Origin of the sequence: Asaia sp. VD9 (genome assembly GCF_037150015.1) — a bacterium.
Taxonomy (GTDB): domain Bacteria; phylum Pseudomonadota; class Alphaproteobacteria; order Acetobacterales; family Acetobacteraceae; genus Asaia.
Genome location: NZ_JBBCQM010000001.1, coordinates 458,970 through 473,131, shown reverse-complemented (window position 1 = coordinate 473,131; position 14,162 = coordinate 458,970). Strand labels below are relative to the sequence as shown.

At 59.1% G+C, this 14,162-nt stretch carries 14 protein-coding genes; 10 read left to right on the top strand and 4 right to left on the bottom strand.

Annotated elements, in window-relative coordinates; all coding sequences use genetic code 11:
• Nucleotides 1–97: 97 nt before the first annotated feature.
• Nucleotides 98–1,201, top strand: a complete 1,104-nt coding sequence (locus WFJ47_RS02125) for a histidine kinase dimerization/phosphoacceptor domain -containing protein (RefSeq protein WP_336760558.1) — start codon at nt 98–100, stop codon at nt 1,199–1,201.
• Nucleotides 1,201–1,647, top strand: a complete 447-nt coding sequence (locus tag WFJ47_RS02120; RefSeq protein ID WP_127102765.1) for a response regulator — start codon at nt 1,201–1,203, stop codon at nt 1,645–1,647. The genes WFJ47_RS02125 and WFJ47_RS02120 overlap by 1 nt, the downstream gene beginning before the upstream one ends.
• Nucleotides 1,648–1,705: 58 nt before the next feature.
• Here the strand turns inward: WFJ47_RS02120 and WFJ47_RS02115 are convergent, their stop codons facing one another.
• Nucleotides 1,706–2,506, bottom strand: coding sequence for an SDR family NAD(P)-dependent oxidoreductase (locus WFJ47_RS02115; RefSeq protein ID WP_127102766.1), 801 nt, complete (start codon nt 2,504–2,506; stop codon nt 1,706–1,708).
• Nucleotides 2,507–2,640: 134 nt separating this feature from the next.
• Nucleotides 2,641–3,432, bottom strand: coding sequence for an SDR family oxidoreductase (locus WFJ47_RS02110; protein ID WP_336760555.1), 792 nt, complete (start codon nt 3,430–3,432; stop codon nt 2,641–2,643).
• 317 nt (nt 3,433–3,749) lie between these two features.
• Here WFJ47_RS02110 and WFJ47_RS02105 point away from each other — a divergent pair, with 317 nt between their 5' ends.
• From WFJ47_RS02105 to WFJ47_RS02085, 5 genes are all read left to right on the top strand, one after another.
• Nucleotides 3,750–4,025: a DUF333 domain-containing protein gene (locus tag WFJ47_RS02105; RefSeq protein WP_336760553.1), complete on the top strand. Its 276-nt coding sequence runs from the start codon at nt 3,750–3,752 to the stop codon at nt 4,023–4,025.
• Nucleotides 4,026–4,242: 217 nt separating this feature from the next.
• The gene (locus WFJ47_RS02100; protein ID WP_336760551.1) at nt 4,243–4,827 is read left to right on the top strand and encodes a hypothetical protein; all 585 of its coding nucleotides are present in this window, start codon (nt 4,243–4,245) and stop codon (nt 4,825–4,827) included.
• Nucleotides 4,828–5,365: 538 nt separating this feature from the next.
• Nucleotides 5,366–6,106: an HAD family phosphatase gene (locus WFJ47_RS02095; RefSeq protein WP_127102770.1), complete on the top strand. Its 741-nt coding sequence runs from the start codon at nt 5,366–5,368 to the stop codon at nt 6,104–6,106.
• 164 nt (nt 6,107–6,270) lie between these two features.
• Nucleotides 6,271–6,483 (top strand): DUF2945 domain-containing protein, encoded by a 213-nt coding sequence (locus tag WFJ47_RS02090; RefSeq protein ID WP_336760548.1) that lies wholly within the window; start codon nt 6,271–6,273, stop codon nt 6,481–6,483.
• Nucleotides 6,480–7,031, top strand: coding sequence for a hypothetical protein (locus tag WFJ47_RS02085; protein WP_408868600.1), 552 nt, complete (start codon nt 6,480–6,482; stop codon nt 7,029–7,031). The genes WFJ47_RS02090 and WFJ47_RS02085 overlap by 4 nt, the downstream gene beginning before the upstream one ends.
• A gap of 54 nt (nt 7,032–7,085) precedes the next feature.
• On the opposite strand, the gene clpA is transcribed toward WFJ47_RS02085, so the two are convergent.
• Nucleotides 7,086–9,422 (bottom strand): ATP-dependent Clp protease ATP-binding subunit ClpA, encoded by a 2,337-nt coding sequence (clpA, locus tag WFJ47_RS02080; RefSeq protein ID WP_336760546.1) that lies wholly within the window; start codon nt 9,420–9,422, stop codon nt 7,086–7,088.
• Between the two features lie 118 nt (nt 9,423–9,540).
• The gene (gene clpS / locus WFJ47_RS02075) at nt 9,541–9,987 is read right to left on the bottom strand and encodes an ATP-dependent Clp protease adapter ClpS (RefSeq protein ID WP_336760544.1); all 447 of its coding nucleotides are present in this window, start codon (nt 9,985–9,987) and stop codon (nt 9,541–9,543) included.
• Nucleotides 9,988–10,165: 178 nt separating this feature from the next.
• On the opposite strand from clpS, the gene WFJ47_RS02070 reads away from it, so the two are divergent.
• The 3 genes from WFJ47_RS02070 to ggt all read left to right on the top strand — a co-directional run bounded on the left by WFJ47_RS02070 (nt 10,166) and on the right by ggt (nt 14,106).
• Nucleotides 10,166–11,296, top strand: coding sequence for a D-alanyl-D-alanine carboxypeptidase family protein (locus WFJ47_RS02070; protein WP_408868602.1), 1,131 nt, complete (start codon nt 10,166–10,168; stop codon nt 11,294–11,296).
• A 146-nt stretch (nt 11,297–11,442) separates the two neighbouring features.
• Nucleotides 11,443–12,234: a type I methionyl aminopeptidase gene (gene map / locus WFJ47_RS02065; RefSeq protein WP_127102905.1), complete on the top strand. Its 792-nt coding sequence runs from the start codon at nt 11,443–11,445 to the stop codon at nt 12,232–12,234.
• A gap of 147 nt (nt 12,235–12,381) precedes the next feature.
• A complete protein-coding gene (gene ggt, locus WFJ47_RS02060; RefSeq protein WP_336760650.1) occupies nt 12,382–14,106 on the top strand; it encodes a gamma-glutamyltransferase in 1,725 nt (574 codons plus the stop codon).
• The last annotated feature ends 56 nt before the right edge of the window (nt 14,107–14,162 follow it).

Genomic DNA, 14,162 nt, shown 5'->3' with positions numbered 1-14,162 from the left:
ACCCCTGTTTTTCAGAAGGGACTTCCGTGAAACCCTCCCTCGAACATACCGTTTAACGCCGATGTGATGCCCTCCGGCAGTCACCGGAGATGAGAGAGTGAAGCAACGCGACGACTGGCACCTGACCGATGCGCTAGATTACGAACATGGGCGTGGTGACCCGTTTGCAGCGGCCGTGCGTGCCACGCGTATGCCCATGGTGATTACCGATCCGCATCAGGATGATAATCCCATTGTCTTCTGCAATGTCGCTTTCCAGGAACTGACTGGCTACGACCGCGAAGAAATCATGGGTAAGAATTGCCGTTTCCTGCAGGGGCCGAAAACTGATCCTGCCTCCGTCGCGCAGGTTCGTGCGGCCATCGAGCAAGGCCACGATATTGATGTCGATCTGTTGAATTATCGAAAGGATGGATCGATATTCTGGAACGCGCTCTATCTGTCTCCGGTCCGAGACGCTGCGGGCGCGATACGTTTCTTTTTTGCCTCTCAGCTTAATGTGACGGAGCGCGTCGAGGCGCAGCAGATCATCAATCAGCAAAAGGCCCTCGTGGAGCGCGAGGTCGAACGTCGCACGGCCGATTTGCGTGACGCGCTTGAGGCCAAGACGATCTTGCTCCATGAGGTCGATCACCGGGTCAAGAACAACCTGACCATGATCGGCTCGCTCTTGCGCTTGCAGGCCCGCAGCATCGATGACCCGGCCATCGTGGCGAAGCTCGACAGTATGCTCGAACGCGTGGACGCACTGGCAGTCGTTCATCGCCAACTCTATCAGTCCGATGACATTGCGACCTTCGATATTGGAATGTTTGCCGAAAGTCTGGCTCGGGATGTCATTGGGTCGAGCGGTCGCAATGATATTGAGCTGGCGCTTCGGACGCGCTCGCTAATGGTCGATTCGGCGTATGCTTCGGCGCTTGGATTGATTCTGAACGAGATCCTGACCAACGCGATCAAACACGGTTTCGCCGATGGAAGATCCGGAATTCTCGCGCTTTTCGCGGGGGAGGAAAAAGGGCAGGGCACAATCAGGATTTGCGACGATGGACCGGGGATGCCCGCTGTCAGGCGTACGAAAAGTATTGGCGCGGCACTGATCACAAGGCTCGTTCGTCAGGTTCAGGCTCAGGTGAGATGGAGCGATAATGCGCCAGGGACCTGTGTGACGATCACCTTTCCCAAAAGCGAGATGCCTTGATGGCCGCGCCTCTGGATGTGCTGATCGTGGAGGATGAGATGATCATCGCCATGGATATGGAGGCCCTCATCGTGGATTGCGGCCATGAGGTGGTGGGGGCAGCGGTCTCGCTTCAGGAGGTCGAGGCCCTGCCAGCGGATCTCAATCCACAACTCGCGTTGGTTGATCTCCATCTGGCGCAGGGATCGAACGGTTTCGAGGTGTGCGAACATATCAAGGAGCGCTGGCCCGAAGCGCTTATCGTGTTCATGACCGCCAATGTTTCAAAGATACCGGAAGATTACTCAGGGGCGCATGGCGTAATCGCGAAGCCGTTCTCCCATGCTGGCGTCGTCAGCGCGCTGCGCTACCTTTCTGAGGGTGTATTTGATCCACCCCCTTCGGTCCCCAGACCATCCAGCCTTCGAACCTCGGAGCATTTGCGCCGCCGTTGGTGCCTGGGCTGAGACCTACCCAGGCACAAAGGCGAGACGATGCAGCACCGTCTCGCCCGAGTGCATCCGATCAGAGAATGCCGCCGGAAATGGGTAGCGTGACACCCGTGATGTAGCTCGAATCCTCGCTGAGCAGAAAAGCGACTGTGCCTGGTATCTCCTCGATATCGCCCAGACGACGCATGGGCACGCCGGCAACCATTTCCTTCTTCACCGTCTCGGGATTGGTGGAGAAATACTGGGTGTTGGTTGCCGCCTGCAATTCGGTCTGGCGATCCCACATGAAGCCCGGCCCCATCAGGGCAGGAGCGATACCGTTGACGCGGATATTATGCGGGGCGAGATCCTTGGACGCCACCTGCGTCAATCCGACCACTCCAAATTTCGACGATCCATAGGCGCCCATATTCGGAGGGCCCTGCAGCCCGGCCATGCTGGCAGTATTGACAATGCTGCCACTACGACGAGCCACCATGCGGCGCGATACGGCACGTAGAACATGGAAGGCGCCCACGAGATCGATATCCACCACACGCTGGAAGTCCTCCACAGGGTATTCGTGGATCGGGGCAAAAGCCCCCTGATAGCCGGCATTGTTGAAGAGCAGGTCGATTGGGCCGATAGTCTTCTCAGCGTAGTCGATAGCCTCTTCGACGCTGGTGTAATTGGTTACGTCGCAAACGACGGTCTTTACCTTGACCCCGTGCTCGGCAAGCGAGCTGGCGGCAGTATCGAGCTTGCCTTGATCCAGATCCAGCAGCACGACATGACTGCCTTCCTTTGCAAGGCGACGCGCGACGGCGAGCCCGATATTGCCTGCGGCCCCCGTCACGAGCGCCGTTTTTCCGGCGAAGCGTTTCTTGTCACTCATCGGTCTTGTTCCTTGCGGGATGCGGCAGGAAAATCCAGCCATTCCCTTAAAACGGGCCTCCCCTTCCAACCAGGAGAGGGGGGCTTTTCTACCCTATCGATACCACATTGCGGGTAACTTCGCATTGCTATGCATCAAAGGGTTTTAAGCATACCGCCATCGACGAAATAGGAAGATCCTACGCTGTAGGAGGCTTTGTCCGAGCACAGGAATACGAAGAAATTCGCCAGCTCTTCAGGTGTGCCGAAGCGTTTGATCGGGGCGTGTTCATCGGCTACGGATTGGAGATAGGCTTCCCAGTCACCGCCGCTTTCGCTGGTAAGCTGCTTGGCGGTCTTGATCCAGTCCGGCGTCAGGATCAGGCCCGGATTGACGCAGTTGACGCGGATATTATCCTTGATCACCTCGGTCGACAGGGTCTTGGAGAACATCATCAGGGCGGATTTCGTGACGTTGTAGATCGGCTCATACCACAAGGGCTGGGCAGCGCAGATCGACGCATTATGGATGATGGCACCGCCACCGCGCTTCTTCATGCCGGGCACCAGACCGCGGGCAAGACGAATGGCGGCCATGACGTGCAGGTCCCAATAGAGCTGCCATTTTTCGTCTGTGGCTTCCATGATGGTCTCGTTGGACCCGGTGCCTGCATTGTTGATCAGAATATCGGCGCCACCGAACGCGGCCTCGGTCTGGTCGATGATCGCCTGAACCCCCTCGAGCGTTGCGACATCGGCGGCGACGGGCAGGCAGCGCACGCCATGCGTCTCGGCAAGATTTGTGGAAGCCTCGTCCAGTCGCGCCTTGTCACGGGCGACCATCACGATATGCGCCCCTTCGCGGGCAAGCCCCTCAGCGACGGCGAGCCCGATACCGACGCTCCCGCCAGTGATGACCGCGACCTTGTCCTTGAGACCCAAATCCATAGCATTTACTCCTGTCAGTTGGACGCCCCTGCTCAAGGTGAGCCGGGTCGGGAAGCGAGACTGAACGAGGGAATGATCCGGCGAGGAAGAGGGGAGGTGGCTCAAATTCCGGTGTGGTCGGACACGCTATGGTGAGATGCCCGCTTCCCCATCTGAGGGGGCAGGGATCTCGTTCTCTTTGATGTTCTCTTCAGTCGGGGCGGATCGATCGCCCTTGCTTCTGAATGAAGGAGGCACTGTGCGGTCAGTCCTCGACGTATCGATGGGCATGGGTCATCTGTGAAGCTGGGTCCATCGTTCTTCGGGAGGAATTCACAATGAAAGCATCACGCGCAATCTCCGGGTATGTCTGTCTAGGCTGTGTGGTTGCTCTGACCCTCGTGGGCTGTGACGCAGGGGGTGGCTCCCCGCCCTCGGTCGCTATGGCCAATCCCGCCTCGGTTTATTGCAAGCAACAGGAAGGGAAGCTCGAGATCAGGCATGAGAAGGAGGGAGATGTCGGGTACTGCCACCTTGCTTATGGGCGCGTCGTTGAGGAGTGGGTGCTGTATCGCGCAGCCCATAAGCAGACCACGACAGCGGCCTCAAAATAGTCATCATGAAGGGTGAGAGGCGGGGAAGGCACAGTCTGACTAGCGTGGTTGTGAACTGATGAAGTGAACAGCCTGGTCCGCTATCCGTTCTTTTGCGGGTGAGAGAGTTGCTTGGTGCACTCAGCCTGCCTCTCGATCACTGCGCCGCGCGCGATAATAACGCGTCCGGACCCGAACGTCGCAAGACCATATTTCAGCCCAGGAAAAGGGGATAGTCATGCCCGCCCATATCCTGCCGGATCACCTTGTCTCAACGCCGCAAACCCCGGTTCGAGGGGTGATTCTTGCCTTGGGAGGGGTGCTGGCGGACTCCGACCCGGCTCTCGCAGAGCGCTCATCGGGCCGGACGCCCGCGCTTGAAGCGGGCGTCCTGTCACTGTTCGACTTGCTGGATAAGCGCCACGTGCCACGGGCCATACTGACGTGCGATGAGGGCGCGGGGAGCCGTGCGGCCTTTGCGGCGAAAGCGCTCGCAGACCGGTTCGATGTCCTGATCAGGTATGACAGATCCAATAGTGTCGCATCGATCGGCGAAGCATTGAACGAGGCGGCTCGGCGCATTGGCGTCGCGCCCGAGCTTTGTCTTTTTGTCGCCTCATCTGAAGCGGAGGTCCGAGCGGCCCTGTTGATTGGCCTGCGCGTGATACGGGTTGGCGCAGAGGACAGTCAGGTGGCTCACGTCAAATCCGGGTTGGGCGAAGTCGAGGAGGGCGCTTTCGCAATGAAGGATACGCGCGACATGCTGGCTGTCGTCTCGGATCATGCAATCGCCTGTGACTATCTCACCCGCTATGCCCGGTAACGAGACACTCTGTTTTCTTGTTGAGTGCGCGCGCCTGCTCAGAACCGTTCCACGGCGCAGGGAGATGACGGCCAGGCTACCGATAATTCACGTGTTCATTGCGAAACCGCAAGGCTACCGGCACGCTCTCTGTTCAAGTTGATGGAAGGTCCAGTTCGGACAAACTGTGCCCAGCTCTTCTCCTTTGCTTTAGGCATTTCGATTATAGATCCGGACAGACAAGTAAGAACTAGAACTCTGCTGCGGGTCCATAAGTCTTTTCCAGTATCGTCATGTGTTTGTCATATGAGCGCGCAATCAAGTGGCATATAGCTGATAAACATGGGGGGTGTTATCCATGAGGATATTCATGTGATTGATCCCTAATAGAGCGCGTGATGCTCTCTCCTCCCCTTTTTTGACATTATTTGTCTTTTTTTCCTTGCAATTGGCTCGCCCATGCCTATTTTAGGGTCATACACACGATTTCGTGATTGCCCAAACCCTGAGTGCAGGACGTGCTGATCGGCGCGCGCACGCAACGAGAGAGGACAATGTCATGACCGTAGCACCCTCACACGCTACTGATATCCCCGCTGCCCTGCGTGAAGATGGCGCCCTTAAGCTCGTCATTTTCGACTGTGATGGCGTCCTTGTGGATGGAGAGCATCTTTCCACCGCCAAGATGGCGGAGGAGGCCCGTAATTACGGCTGGAACCTCTCGAACGAGGAAGCACACAAGATTTTCACCGGTGGTGAGCTCGTCAAGATTGGCGAGCGCATCGGACGCGAGACCGGTAAGGAAATGCCAGCGAACTGGGACATGATGATGCAGGACCGCATTGTCAAAATGATGGAAACCGAAGCCGAGACGATCGACGGTGCCCATGACATGCTACAGCGTGTGCATGATCTCGGCTTGCCGATCCGTATCGGCTCGAACTCCTCCGGCGCGGAAATGGAAGCCAAATTCTCGAGCACCGGCCTCGACGAATTGCTCGAGGAAGAGCGTATCCATTCCGGCCGTGATCTCGACATGCCAAAGCCGCGCCCTGATCTCTATCTGCACGCTGCCGAGCTTGAAGGCGTAGGGCCCGAACATTGCATCGTGCTGGAGGACTCTGACACGGGCGCTGAAGCCGCGCGTCGCGCGGGAATGGCCTGTGTGCTGCTGCGCGATCTCAGCAAGCCTGCCCCGTCCTGGCCTGGATTGCTGCGCATCGGCCATCTGTCGGAATTCCCCGGTATCCTCAAGCAGATCCTGGATGTTCAGAGCGCGCGCAATCCGGTTGCGGCCTGATCTGCGTAGAAAGGAACACCCCAAAAGCCGCCCCTCGCCGGGCGGTTTTTTTTATGCATCGGTCCTTCGGTTGGGAGGCAACATCGTGCCCTGCTGTCGCGTTCGGCCTGTTCACTCAAAGGCTCTCGCATGGGCGAGGCCTGCTCAAGGCAAGGACAGGCATCATGTCGGCAAAGGACTTCAAGAAAGGTGACGATGTCACCTGGAAGACGAGCAATGGCGAGACCGAGGGGCAGGTGGTCAAGACGGTGACCAAGCCCATGAAGATCAAAAGCAATGAGATCAAGGCCTCGAAGGACAACCCCAAGATCCTGGTCGAAAGCGACAAGACGGGGGCAAAGGCCGCCCATAAGCCTGACACGTTGCACAAGAAATGAGCGCCGCTTCCAAAGGGTTTCCGCTTCACCCGATTGGGACGGATTCCCGTCGCCGAACCGGTTCTTTGATCGGTGCATCGGGCCTGGCTGTGCTGGGCCTGGTGATCTTGGCCGGAACCCCTCATGCGCGGGCGCAAACCGTGGGAGGGGCGCCGAGCGGGTTAGCCCCGACCCAATGCGACAACCAGAAGTTTCTGTCAGATCAGGCAGGATTCATGCAGACGGGACCCACACGCGTGGATCTGCCCGAGCATATCTGCGGGCAGGTGGTCTCCGTTGCGCGGCGTTCGCGCAGGACACGCAGTGGGGTGCATGGTTACTTCATCCTGCAAACTGCGCCCGGTCACAGCATCCGTATCGTCTCGGATCTGGACAGGATGAATGCACCGAACTGGCCTTGGGTGAAGCCGGGCGATCAGGTGGACGTCGTCGGGCGCTATTATTTCGATTCAGAGCGAAGCCAAGGCATAGACTGGACGCACCATGGTACGGGGCGTCACTGGGCACTCCCCGGTTTCGTGCAGGTCAACGGCACACGCTACGAATGAGAAAAGGCGGTGGGGTAACCCACCGCCTTTTTCGTGCCGTACTGACTAAGCGCCTCAATTGTCGCTGGTTGCCTCCGATTTCTCATCGGAGTCTTCCTCTCCACTCTTGGGGGCGGAGGGGGTGACTTCGAGGAAATCGAAATGCAGGGCGTTATCCTTGAGACCGATGCGTACTGCACCGCCATTGGCCAGAGCGCCAAACAGAAGCTCTTCCGCCAGGGGCTTCTTGATCGTGTCCTGAATGACACGTCCAAGTGGGCGTGCGCCGTAATGGCGGTCATAACCACGCTCTGCCAGCCATTCCTTGGCCGCCGAGGTGATCTCGATGGTCACATGACGATCTGCGAGCTGCGCCTCAAGCTGAAGCACGAATTTTTCGACGACACGGCCAACGGTCTCTGGCGTCAGATTGGCGAACGGGATGATCGCGTCCAGACGGTTGCGGAACTCGGGGGTGAAAAGACGCTTGATCGCATCCTCATCCTCGCCCACGCGGTCCGTCCGTCCAAAGCCCACTGCCTCCTTGCTCAGATCGGCGGCGCCCGCATTGGTCGTCATGATCAGGATCACATTGCGGAAGTCGATCGTCTTGCCGTTGTGGTCCGTCAGACGGCCGTGATCCATGACCTGGAGCAGGATGTTGTAGAGCTCCGGATGCGCCTTCTCGATTTCATCGAGCAGCAGCACGGCGTGAGGGTGCTGGTCGATGGCATCGGTGAGCAAGCCGCCCTGATCGAACCCGACATAACCCGGCGGGGCACCGATCAGGCGTGAAATGGAGTGACGCTCCATATATTCGGACATATCGAAGCGGATCAGCTCGACGCCGAGAGAGGCCGCAAGCTGCTTGGCCACCTCGGTCTTGCCCACGCCCGTCGGGCCGGAGAAAAGGTAATTGCCGATCGGTTTTTCCGGATCGCGCAGACCAGCCCGGGCCAGCTTGATGGCCGAGCTGAGGGCTTCGATGGCCCGATCCTGACCGAACACCATGTTCTTGAGGTCGCGCGACAGCAGGCGCAGGGTCTCGCGGTCATCGGTCGAAACCGATTTGGGCGGAATGCGCGCAATCTTCGCGACGATTTCCTCGATATCCTTGAGTGTCACCGTCTTGCGACGCTTGCTTTCGGGTAGAAGCATGCGGGATGCCCCGGCCTCGTCGATGATATCGATCGCCTTGTCCGGCAGCTTGCGGTCATGCATGTATTTTGCCGACAGCTCGACGGCCGCCTTCAGCGCGTCATCGGTGTAACGCACCTTGTGATGACGCTCGTAATTACCCTTCAACCCGCGCAGGATCTTGATCGTGTCGCTGATTGAGGGCTCCGGTACATCGATCTTCTGGAAGCGCCGGACCAGAGCGCGATCTTTCTCGAAATGCTGGCGGTATTCCTTGTAGGTGGTCGAGCCGATGCAACGCAGCGTGCCTGCAGCCAGCGCCGGCTTGAGCAAATTCGATGCGTCCATAGCGCCGCCGGAGGTTGCGCCTGCACCGATCACGGTATGGATCTCGTCAATGAACAGAATGGCGCCTGGCGTCTGGTCGAGTTCGGTCACGACGGCCTTGAGACGTTCCTCGAAGTCACCGCGGTAGCGGGTTCCCGCAAGGAGCGCGCCCATGTCGAGAGAGAAGATCGTCGCATCGAGCAACACTTCAGGCACATCGCCCTCGACGATGCGCTTGGCCAGGCCTTCGGCGATAGCGGTCTTGCCCACCCCCGGATCGCCGACATAGAGCGGGTTATTCTTGGTACGGCGGCAGAGGATCTGGATCGTACGCTCGACCTCGCCGTCACGGCCGATCAGCGGATCGATCTTGCCTTCTTCGGCGCGCTTGTTCAGATCGACGCAATAAGCCGCGAGGGCTTCCTGCGGCTTGGCGGCTTTGCCCTGCTTTTCCTCGCGCTCACCCTCTTCCTTGTCGCGCGACCCGGTTGGGGTGCGGCGGCTGGAGCGGTCAGGCGCCTTTGCAATGCCATGCGAGATGAAATTGACCGCATCGAGGCGCGTCATGTCCTGCAATTGCAGGAAATAGACAGCATGGCTCTCGCGCTCGGCAAACAGGGCGACGAGCACGTTGGCACCCGTCACTTCATCGCGGCCGGTAGATTGTACGTGAATCGCCGCGCGCTGGATCACGCGCTGGAAGGCCGCAGTCGGTTTGGGTTCAGTGGGGCGGTCCGAGGCCAGCCCAGCCAGATCCTTGTCCAGAAACTCCGTCAGGTCGGCACGCAGTTTCTCGAGATCGATGCCACACGCCTTGAAAACTGTTACCGAATCGGTGTCTTCGGTCAGGGCAAGAAGCAGATGTTCGAGCGTGGCGTATTCGTGGCGTCGCTCACCAGCCAGGGTGAGGGCGCGATGGAGCGTCTGTTCGAGCATACGAGACAACATGAGGGCGCTCCTTTGGGTCAGGCGTGACGGGCCAACGAGACAGGATGTAAGCAGATCTTGATTTTGTAAAAGGGTCTCATGCGCTGTTTCTGCGCCAGCTTCTGGTCGGGTCTGAGGTTCAGGCCTTCTCGATCATGCATTGCAGCGGATGCTGGTTCTGCCTGGCGAGGTCCATCACCTGCGTTACCTTGCTCTCTGCCACCTCGAAGGTGAAGACGCCGCAAACGCCGACACCCTTTTTGTGGACATTGAGCATGATATTCGTCGCTTCCTCCCGCGACTTCGAGAAAAAGCGCTCGAGCACATGAACGACGAACTCCATCGGGGTATAATCGTCATTCAGCATCAACACCTTGTACATCGCCGGACGGCGCGTCTCGGGTCGGGTCTGGGTCACCACGCTTATGTGCGAGTCGTCTCCGGTGCCATTCTTGCCAGGGGGTTCATCGGGGCCAGAATCCTGCGCGCCGCGTACGAAAAGGGGGACTTCCCGGACGAGAAATGGCGCGCCGGGTGCAACACCAAGCGTTGTGGAGGTTTCAGGAGATGTTGCGCGGGTATCCATGGTCACGACCATATGGGATCGAAATAGGGATCGCAAAGATCTAACAGGCCACAAAGCGGCAAATTACCGGATAAGCCATTCTTTACCTTATTTTTCCCGCAATTGGGTCAGATGATCATGGACGACAGGAAATGTGTCTGTCTATGATGGGAAAACCGCCAGAAATCCGGGGGCACGAGTGACCTACTGCACGCAGTCCGAAAAGAAGAAGAGCCTGTCGAAGGCGAAGCGAACGGGCAAGGCGCGCAAATGGACCGTGTTCACCCGGACCGCTCTCGGCATCGGCCTGAGTGTCGGCATGGTCGCGACGCCCAAGTTGGCTCGTGCCCAGTATGCAGGGCATGTCAGCTCCTATGTTGTCGATGTGAATAGCGGTGCGGTGCTGTCGCAGGTCGACCCCGATCTTCAGCGCTACCCGGCCTCGCTGACCAAGCTGATGACACTCTACATGGCGTTTCGCGCTTTGCGCGCCGGGGATATCACGCCGGACACCGCCGTGCCGGTCTCGATCCACGCCTCTACACAGGCACCCTCCAAGCTTGGCCTCGTTCCGGGTACGCGTTTCACCGTGCAGCAAGCCATTCTAGGCCTGGTCACCAAATCGGCCAATGACGCTGCCTGCGCCCTCGGGGAACTCATCGGTGGGGGCGACGAGGTGCGTTTCGCCAACATGATGACGCAGCAGGCCCGTGCTCTCGGTATGTCCAACACGACATTTCGCAATGCCTCGGGTCTTCCGGACCCCGATCAGGTGACGACCGCGCGTGACCTCTCGATGCTGGCGCAGCATCTGGTTCAGGATTTTCCTGAATACTACCATTACTTCTCGACGCCGATGTTCGCGTTTCACGGCCGCATGATTCCGAACCACAACCCCATGCTCAAGACCTATGCCGGGGCTGATGGCATGAAGACCGGGTATACCGATCTTGCTGGCCATAATCTCATCACCTCCGCCATGCGCAGTAATGTGCGGCTGGTCGGTGTGGTGCTGGGCGCACGGTCGAACCCGCAGCGTAATGCCATGATGGCCTCGATCCTCGATCAGGGCTTTGCGGCTGAGGGCGTAGCGCCCATGGCCCCGCTCCACCCTCCCGTGGTGCTGGCTCGGAATGCACGTCGTCACGGTCATGTGGCTGGAGGATCGAGCGCAGTGTTCGAGGTGGCCGAGGCACCTACGGGGCCGCGCCGCTATCAGCCCGTCGGCCATGGCGCGAAGCGTCACAGTGTCGCCTCAGCCAAGCTGCGCATGGCCACATCGCGTCATGTCGTTTCGACCAAGAAGACATCACGTCACCAGAAGGGCTAATGAGCCAGGGCTGAATAGCCTGGCTTTTGGGGGTGGCACGGAAAAACCGCGCCATTAGCCTTGCTCCTTGCGCTGTCAAAGCGCATTTTCACTCATCTCCGATAATTAGAGACAATGAGTGGAGGCAGGAACAGGGCATGGATAGTATGGCGCATGATCACGGTATCACCATCTACACCGAAGAGGATTTCGTCGGTCTGAGAAAAGCGGGTCAGCTTGCCGCCGCGACTCTCGACATGATCACGCCTCATGTGGTGCCGGGCGCCAAGACAGATGACCTTAACCGCCTTATTCACGCGTTTACCCTGGATCACGGAGCGATTCCTGCGCCGCTGAATTATCGCGGCTTCCCCAAATCCTGCTGTATCTCGATCAATCATGTCGTTTGTCATGGTATTCCGGGTGAGCGCTGCCTGAAGGATGGGGATATCGTCAATATCGATGTGACCTCGATCCTGGAGGGCTGGTACGGCGATACGTCGCGTATGTATCTGGTGGGCAATGTCCCCAAGAAGGCTGTCAATCTCGTTGAGGCAACGTACAAGGCGCTGATGCTCGGCATCGCAGAGGTGGCGCCGGGCAAGACGCTTGGCGATGTCGGTCATGCAATCCAGAGCTTTGCGGAAGGCAAGCGGCTTTCGGTCGTGCGTGATTTCTGTGGTCATGGCATCGGGCGCGAATTCCATGCCGAGCCGCAGGTCGTGCATTACGGTACTCCAGGCAAGGGATTGAAGCTGCGCGAGGGAATGGTCTTTACCATCGAGCCCATGCTCAATCTGGGCAAGGAAGGCACAAAGACGCTCGAAGATGGATGGACAGCCGTTACGCGCGACCGCTCTCTCTCTGCACAGTTCGAACATATGCTTGCCGTAACAAGCGATGGATGCGAGATTTTCACGCTATCGCCCGCTGGCTTTACGAAGCCGCCTTACGTCTGAAGCTGATTGCTTCTGCCTGATCTGCAAGGAACGATCCACGTGAAGCATGTCTGCATCCGGACGGCAGCCCTGTCGCTCCTCCTCGCTGGAGTTTCCCTGCCGAGTCTCGCCTCGGCAGCTCCTGCATCTGCGGCATCCCCCGCTCCCATGCCCTTCGACCCTCTTGCTTTCGGGACGGTCAATCCTGAGCTCAAGCCGGTCAAACCCGTCATGGGCACGCGCGGCATGGTGGTTTCGGCCCAGCATCTTGCCTCCGAGGCGGGCCGCAAGATCATGGCATCAGGCGGTAACGCGGCCGATGCCGCCGTTGCGGTAGGCTACGCGCTTGCAGTGGTCTATCCGGCCGCCGGTAATATCGGCGGCGGCGGTTTCATGACCCTGCGCCTGCCGGATGGCAAGACAACCTTCATCGATTTTCGCGAGCGCGCGCCTCAGGCCGCGACACCCACCATGTATCAGGACGCGCAGGGCAAGGTGGATGCGAAAGCCTCCATCGAGGGCTGGCGCGCCGTAGGTGTTCCGGGCACGGTCGCGGGCCTGGACGAAATTCATCGTCGCTGGGGCAAGCTGAGCCGCGCCAGGGTGATGGCGCCCGCCATCGAACTGGCCGAGAAGGGGTTCGTGATTGGCCAGGGCGATGCGGATCTGCTGCACACCAGCACCGACGCCTTCCGCAAGGACCCGCACGCTGCAAAAATCTTTCTGCGCCCTGATGGCACGCCGCTTCAGCCGGGGGACCGACTGATTCAGACCGAACTGGCCCGCACATTGCGCAGCATCGCGAGCAAGGGGCCGGATGTCTTCTATAAGGGGGATATCGCCCAGCGCGTGGTGGCGGCCAGCCAGAGCAATGGCGGCATCCTGACCCTTGCGGATTTCGCTGCCTATCATCCGCGTGAATTTGCGCCGATTCATTGCCAGTATCGCGGCTATGATATCGACACCGCCCCTCCGCCGAGTGGGGGAGGCGTCGCGCTGTGCGAGATGCTCGATATCCTCTCGGGCTATGACATGAAGCAACTCGGACTGAGAAGCGTCGCGGGGGTGCAGCGTCAGGTTGAGGCCATGCGTCACACCTATTCCGATCGTCGCGATCTGGGCGATCCGGATTTCGTCAAGAATCCCGTGGCTCATTTGATCGACCCGGGTTACGCAGCTGAAATCCGCAAGGGTATTCCCCTGGATCACGCCCTGAACTCCGATGCGCTCGTCGCCGGTGCTGCTTTGCCAGGTGCCACGCAGGCACAGCCAGCCGCAGATCGTGAAAAGCACGAGACGACCCAGTTCTCCGTGGCGGATCGTTCAGGATTTGCCATTTCGGCCACCTACACGCTCAATGGCTGGTTCGGGGCTGGGGTGATTGGCGGCGATACGGGCTTCTTTCTCAATGACGAGATGGATGATTTTGCCGCCAAGCCGGGCAGCGCGAACATGTTCGGCATTGTCGGATCGGAGGCGAACGCTATCGCGCCGGGCAAGACGCCGCTTTCTTCCATGGCCCCCACCATCATTTCCCATGGGGGCAAGCCCTTCATGGTGATCGGCAGTCCGGGCGGCTCACGCATCCCCACCATCGTGTTGTCCGTGGTGCTTGGCGTAATCGATGGCGGGCTCGATATCCAGCAGGCCGTCGATCTGCCGCGACTCCATGAGCAGTGGAAGCCCTCCGCCATCGAACTCGAGCCGCGCGCGCTCAGTACGGACGTCATGCAGCAGCTTCAGCTCGAGGGATACACACTCTCGCCGCATCGCCCCTGGGGCGTGGCGGAAGGGATCCTCTTCGGGCGTCCCTCTGTGGCGGCCCCCACAACCGGCAAGCTCTATGGCGGCTGGGATCGTCGTCATGAGGGTGGCGGAGCGAGCGGATTGTAAAAAACCTGATTCTGCCTCTTGCGTAGCAGAGGCAGAATGGTGTTAACCCTGCACCG

What these genes read in the sequence shown, in the direction of transcription:
- WFJ47_RS02090 (WP_336760548.1), top strand. Translation starts at nt 6,271, where the DNA reads ATGTCGGCAAAGGACTTCAAGAAAGGTGACGATGTCACCTGGAAGACG.
- WFJ47_RS02110 (WP_336760555.1), bottom strand. Translation starts at nt 3,432, where the DNA reads ATGGATTTGGGTCTCAAGGACAAGGTCGCGGTCATCACTGGCGGGAGC.
- WFJ47_RS02120 (WP_127102765.1), top strand. Translation starts at nt 1,201, where the DNA reads ATGGCCGCGCCTCTGGATGTGCTGATCGTGGAGGATGAGATGATCATC.
- WFJ47_RS02095 (WP_127102770.1), top strand. Translation starts at nt 5,366, where the DNA reads ATGACCGTAGCACCCTCACACGCTACTGATATCCCCGCTGCCCTGCGT.
- map (WP_127102905.1), top strand. Translation starts at nt 11,443, where the DNA reads ATGGCGCATGATCACGGTATCACCATCTACACCGAAGAGGATTTCGTC.
- WFJ47_RS02085 (WP_408868600.1), top strand. Translation starts at nt 6,480, where the DNA reads ATGAGCGCCGCTTCCAAAGGGTTTCCGCTTCACCCGATTGGGACGGAT.
- clpS (WP_336760544.1), bottom strand. Translation starts at nt 9,987, where the DNA reads ATGGATACCCGCGCAACATCTCCTGAAACCTCCACAACGCTTGGTGTT.
- WFJ47_RS02115 (WP_127102766.1), bottom strand. Translation starts at nt 2,506, where the DNA reads ATGAGTGACAAGAAACGCTTCGCCGGAAAAACGGCGCTCGTGACGGGG.
- clpA (WP_336760546.1), bottom strand. Translation starts at nt 9,422, where the DNA reads ATGTTGTCTCGTATGCTCGAACAGACGCTCCATCGCGCCCTCACCCTG.
- WFJ47_RS02105 (WP_336760553.1), top strand. Translation starts at nt 3,750, where the DNA reads ATGAAAGCATCACGCGCAATCTCCGGGTATGTCTGTCTAGGCTGTGTG.
- WFJ47_RS02100 (WP_336760551.1), top strand. Translation starts at nt 4,243, where the DNA reads ATGCCCGCCCATATCCTGCCGGATCACCTTGTCTCAACGCCGCAAACC.
- ggt (WP_336760650.1), top strand. Translation starts at nt 12,382, where the DNA reads ATGCCCTTCGACCCTCTTGCTTTCGGGACGGTCAATCCTGAGCTCAAG.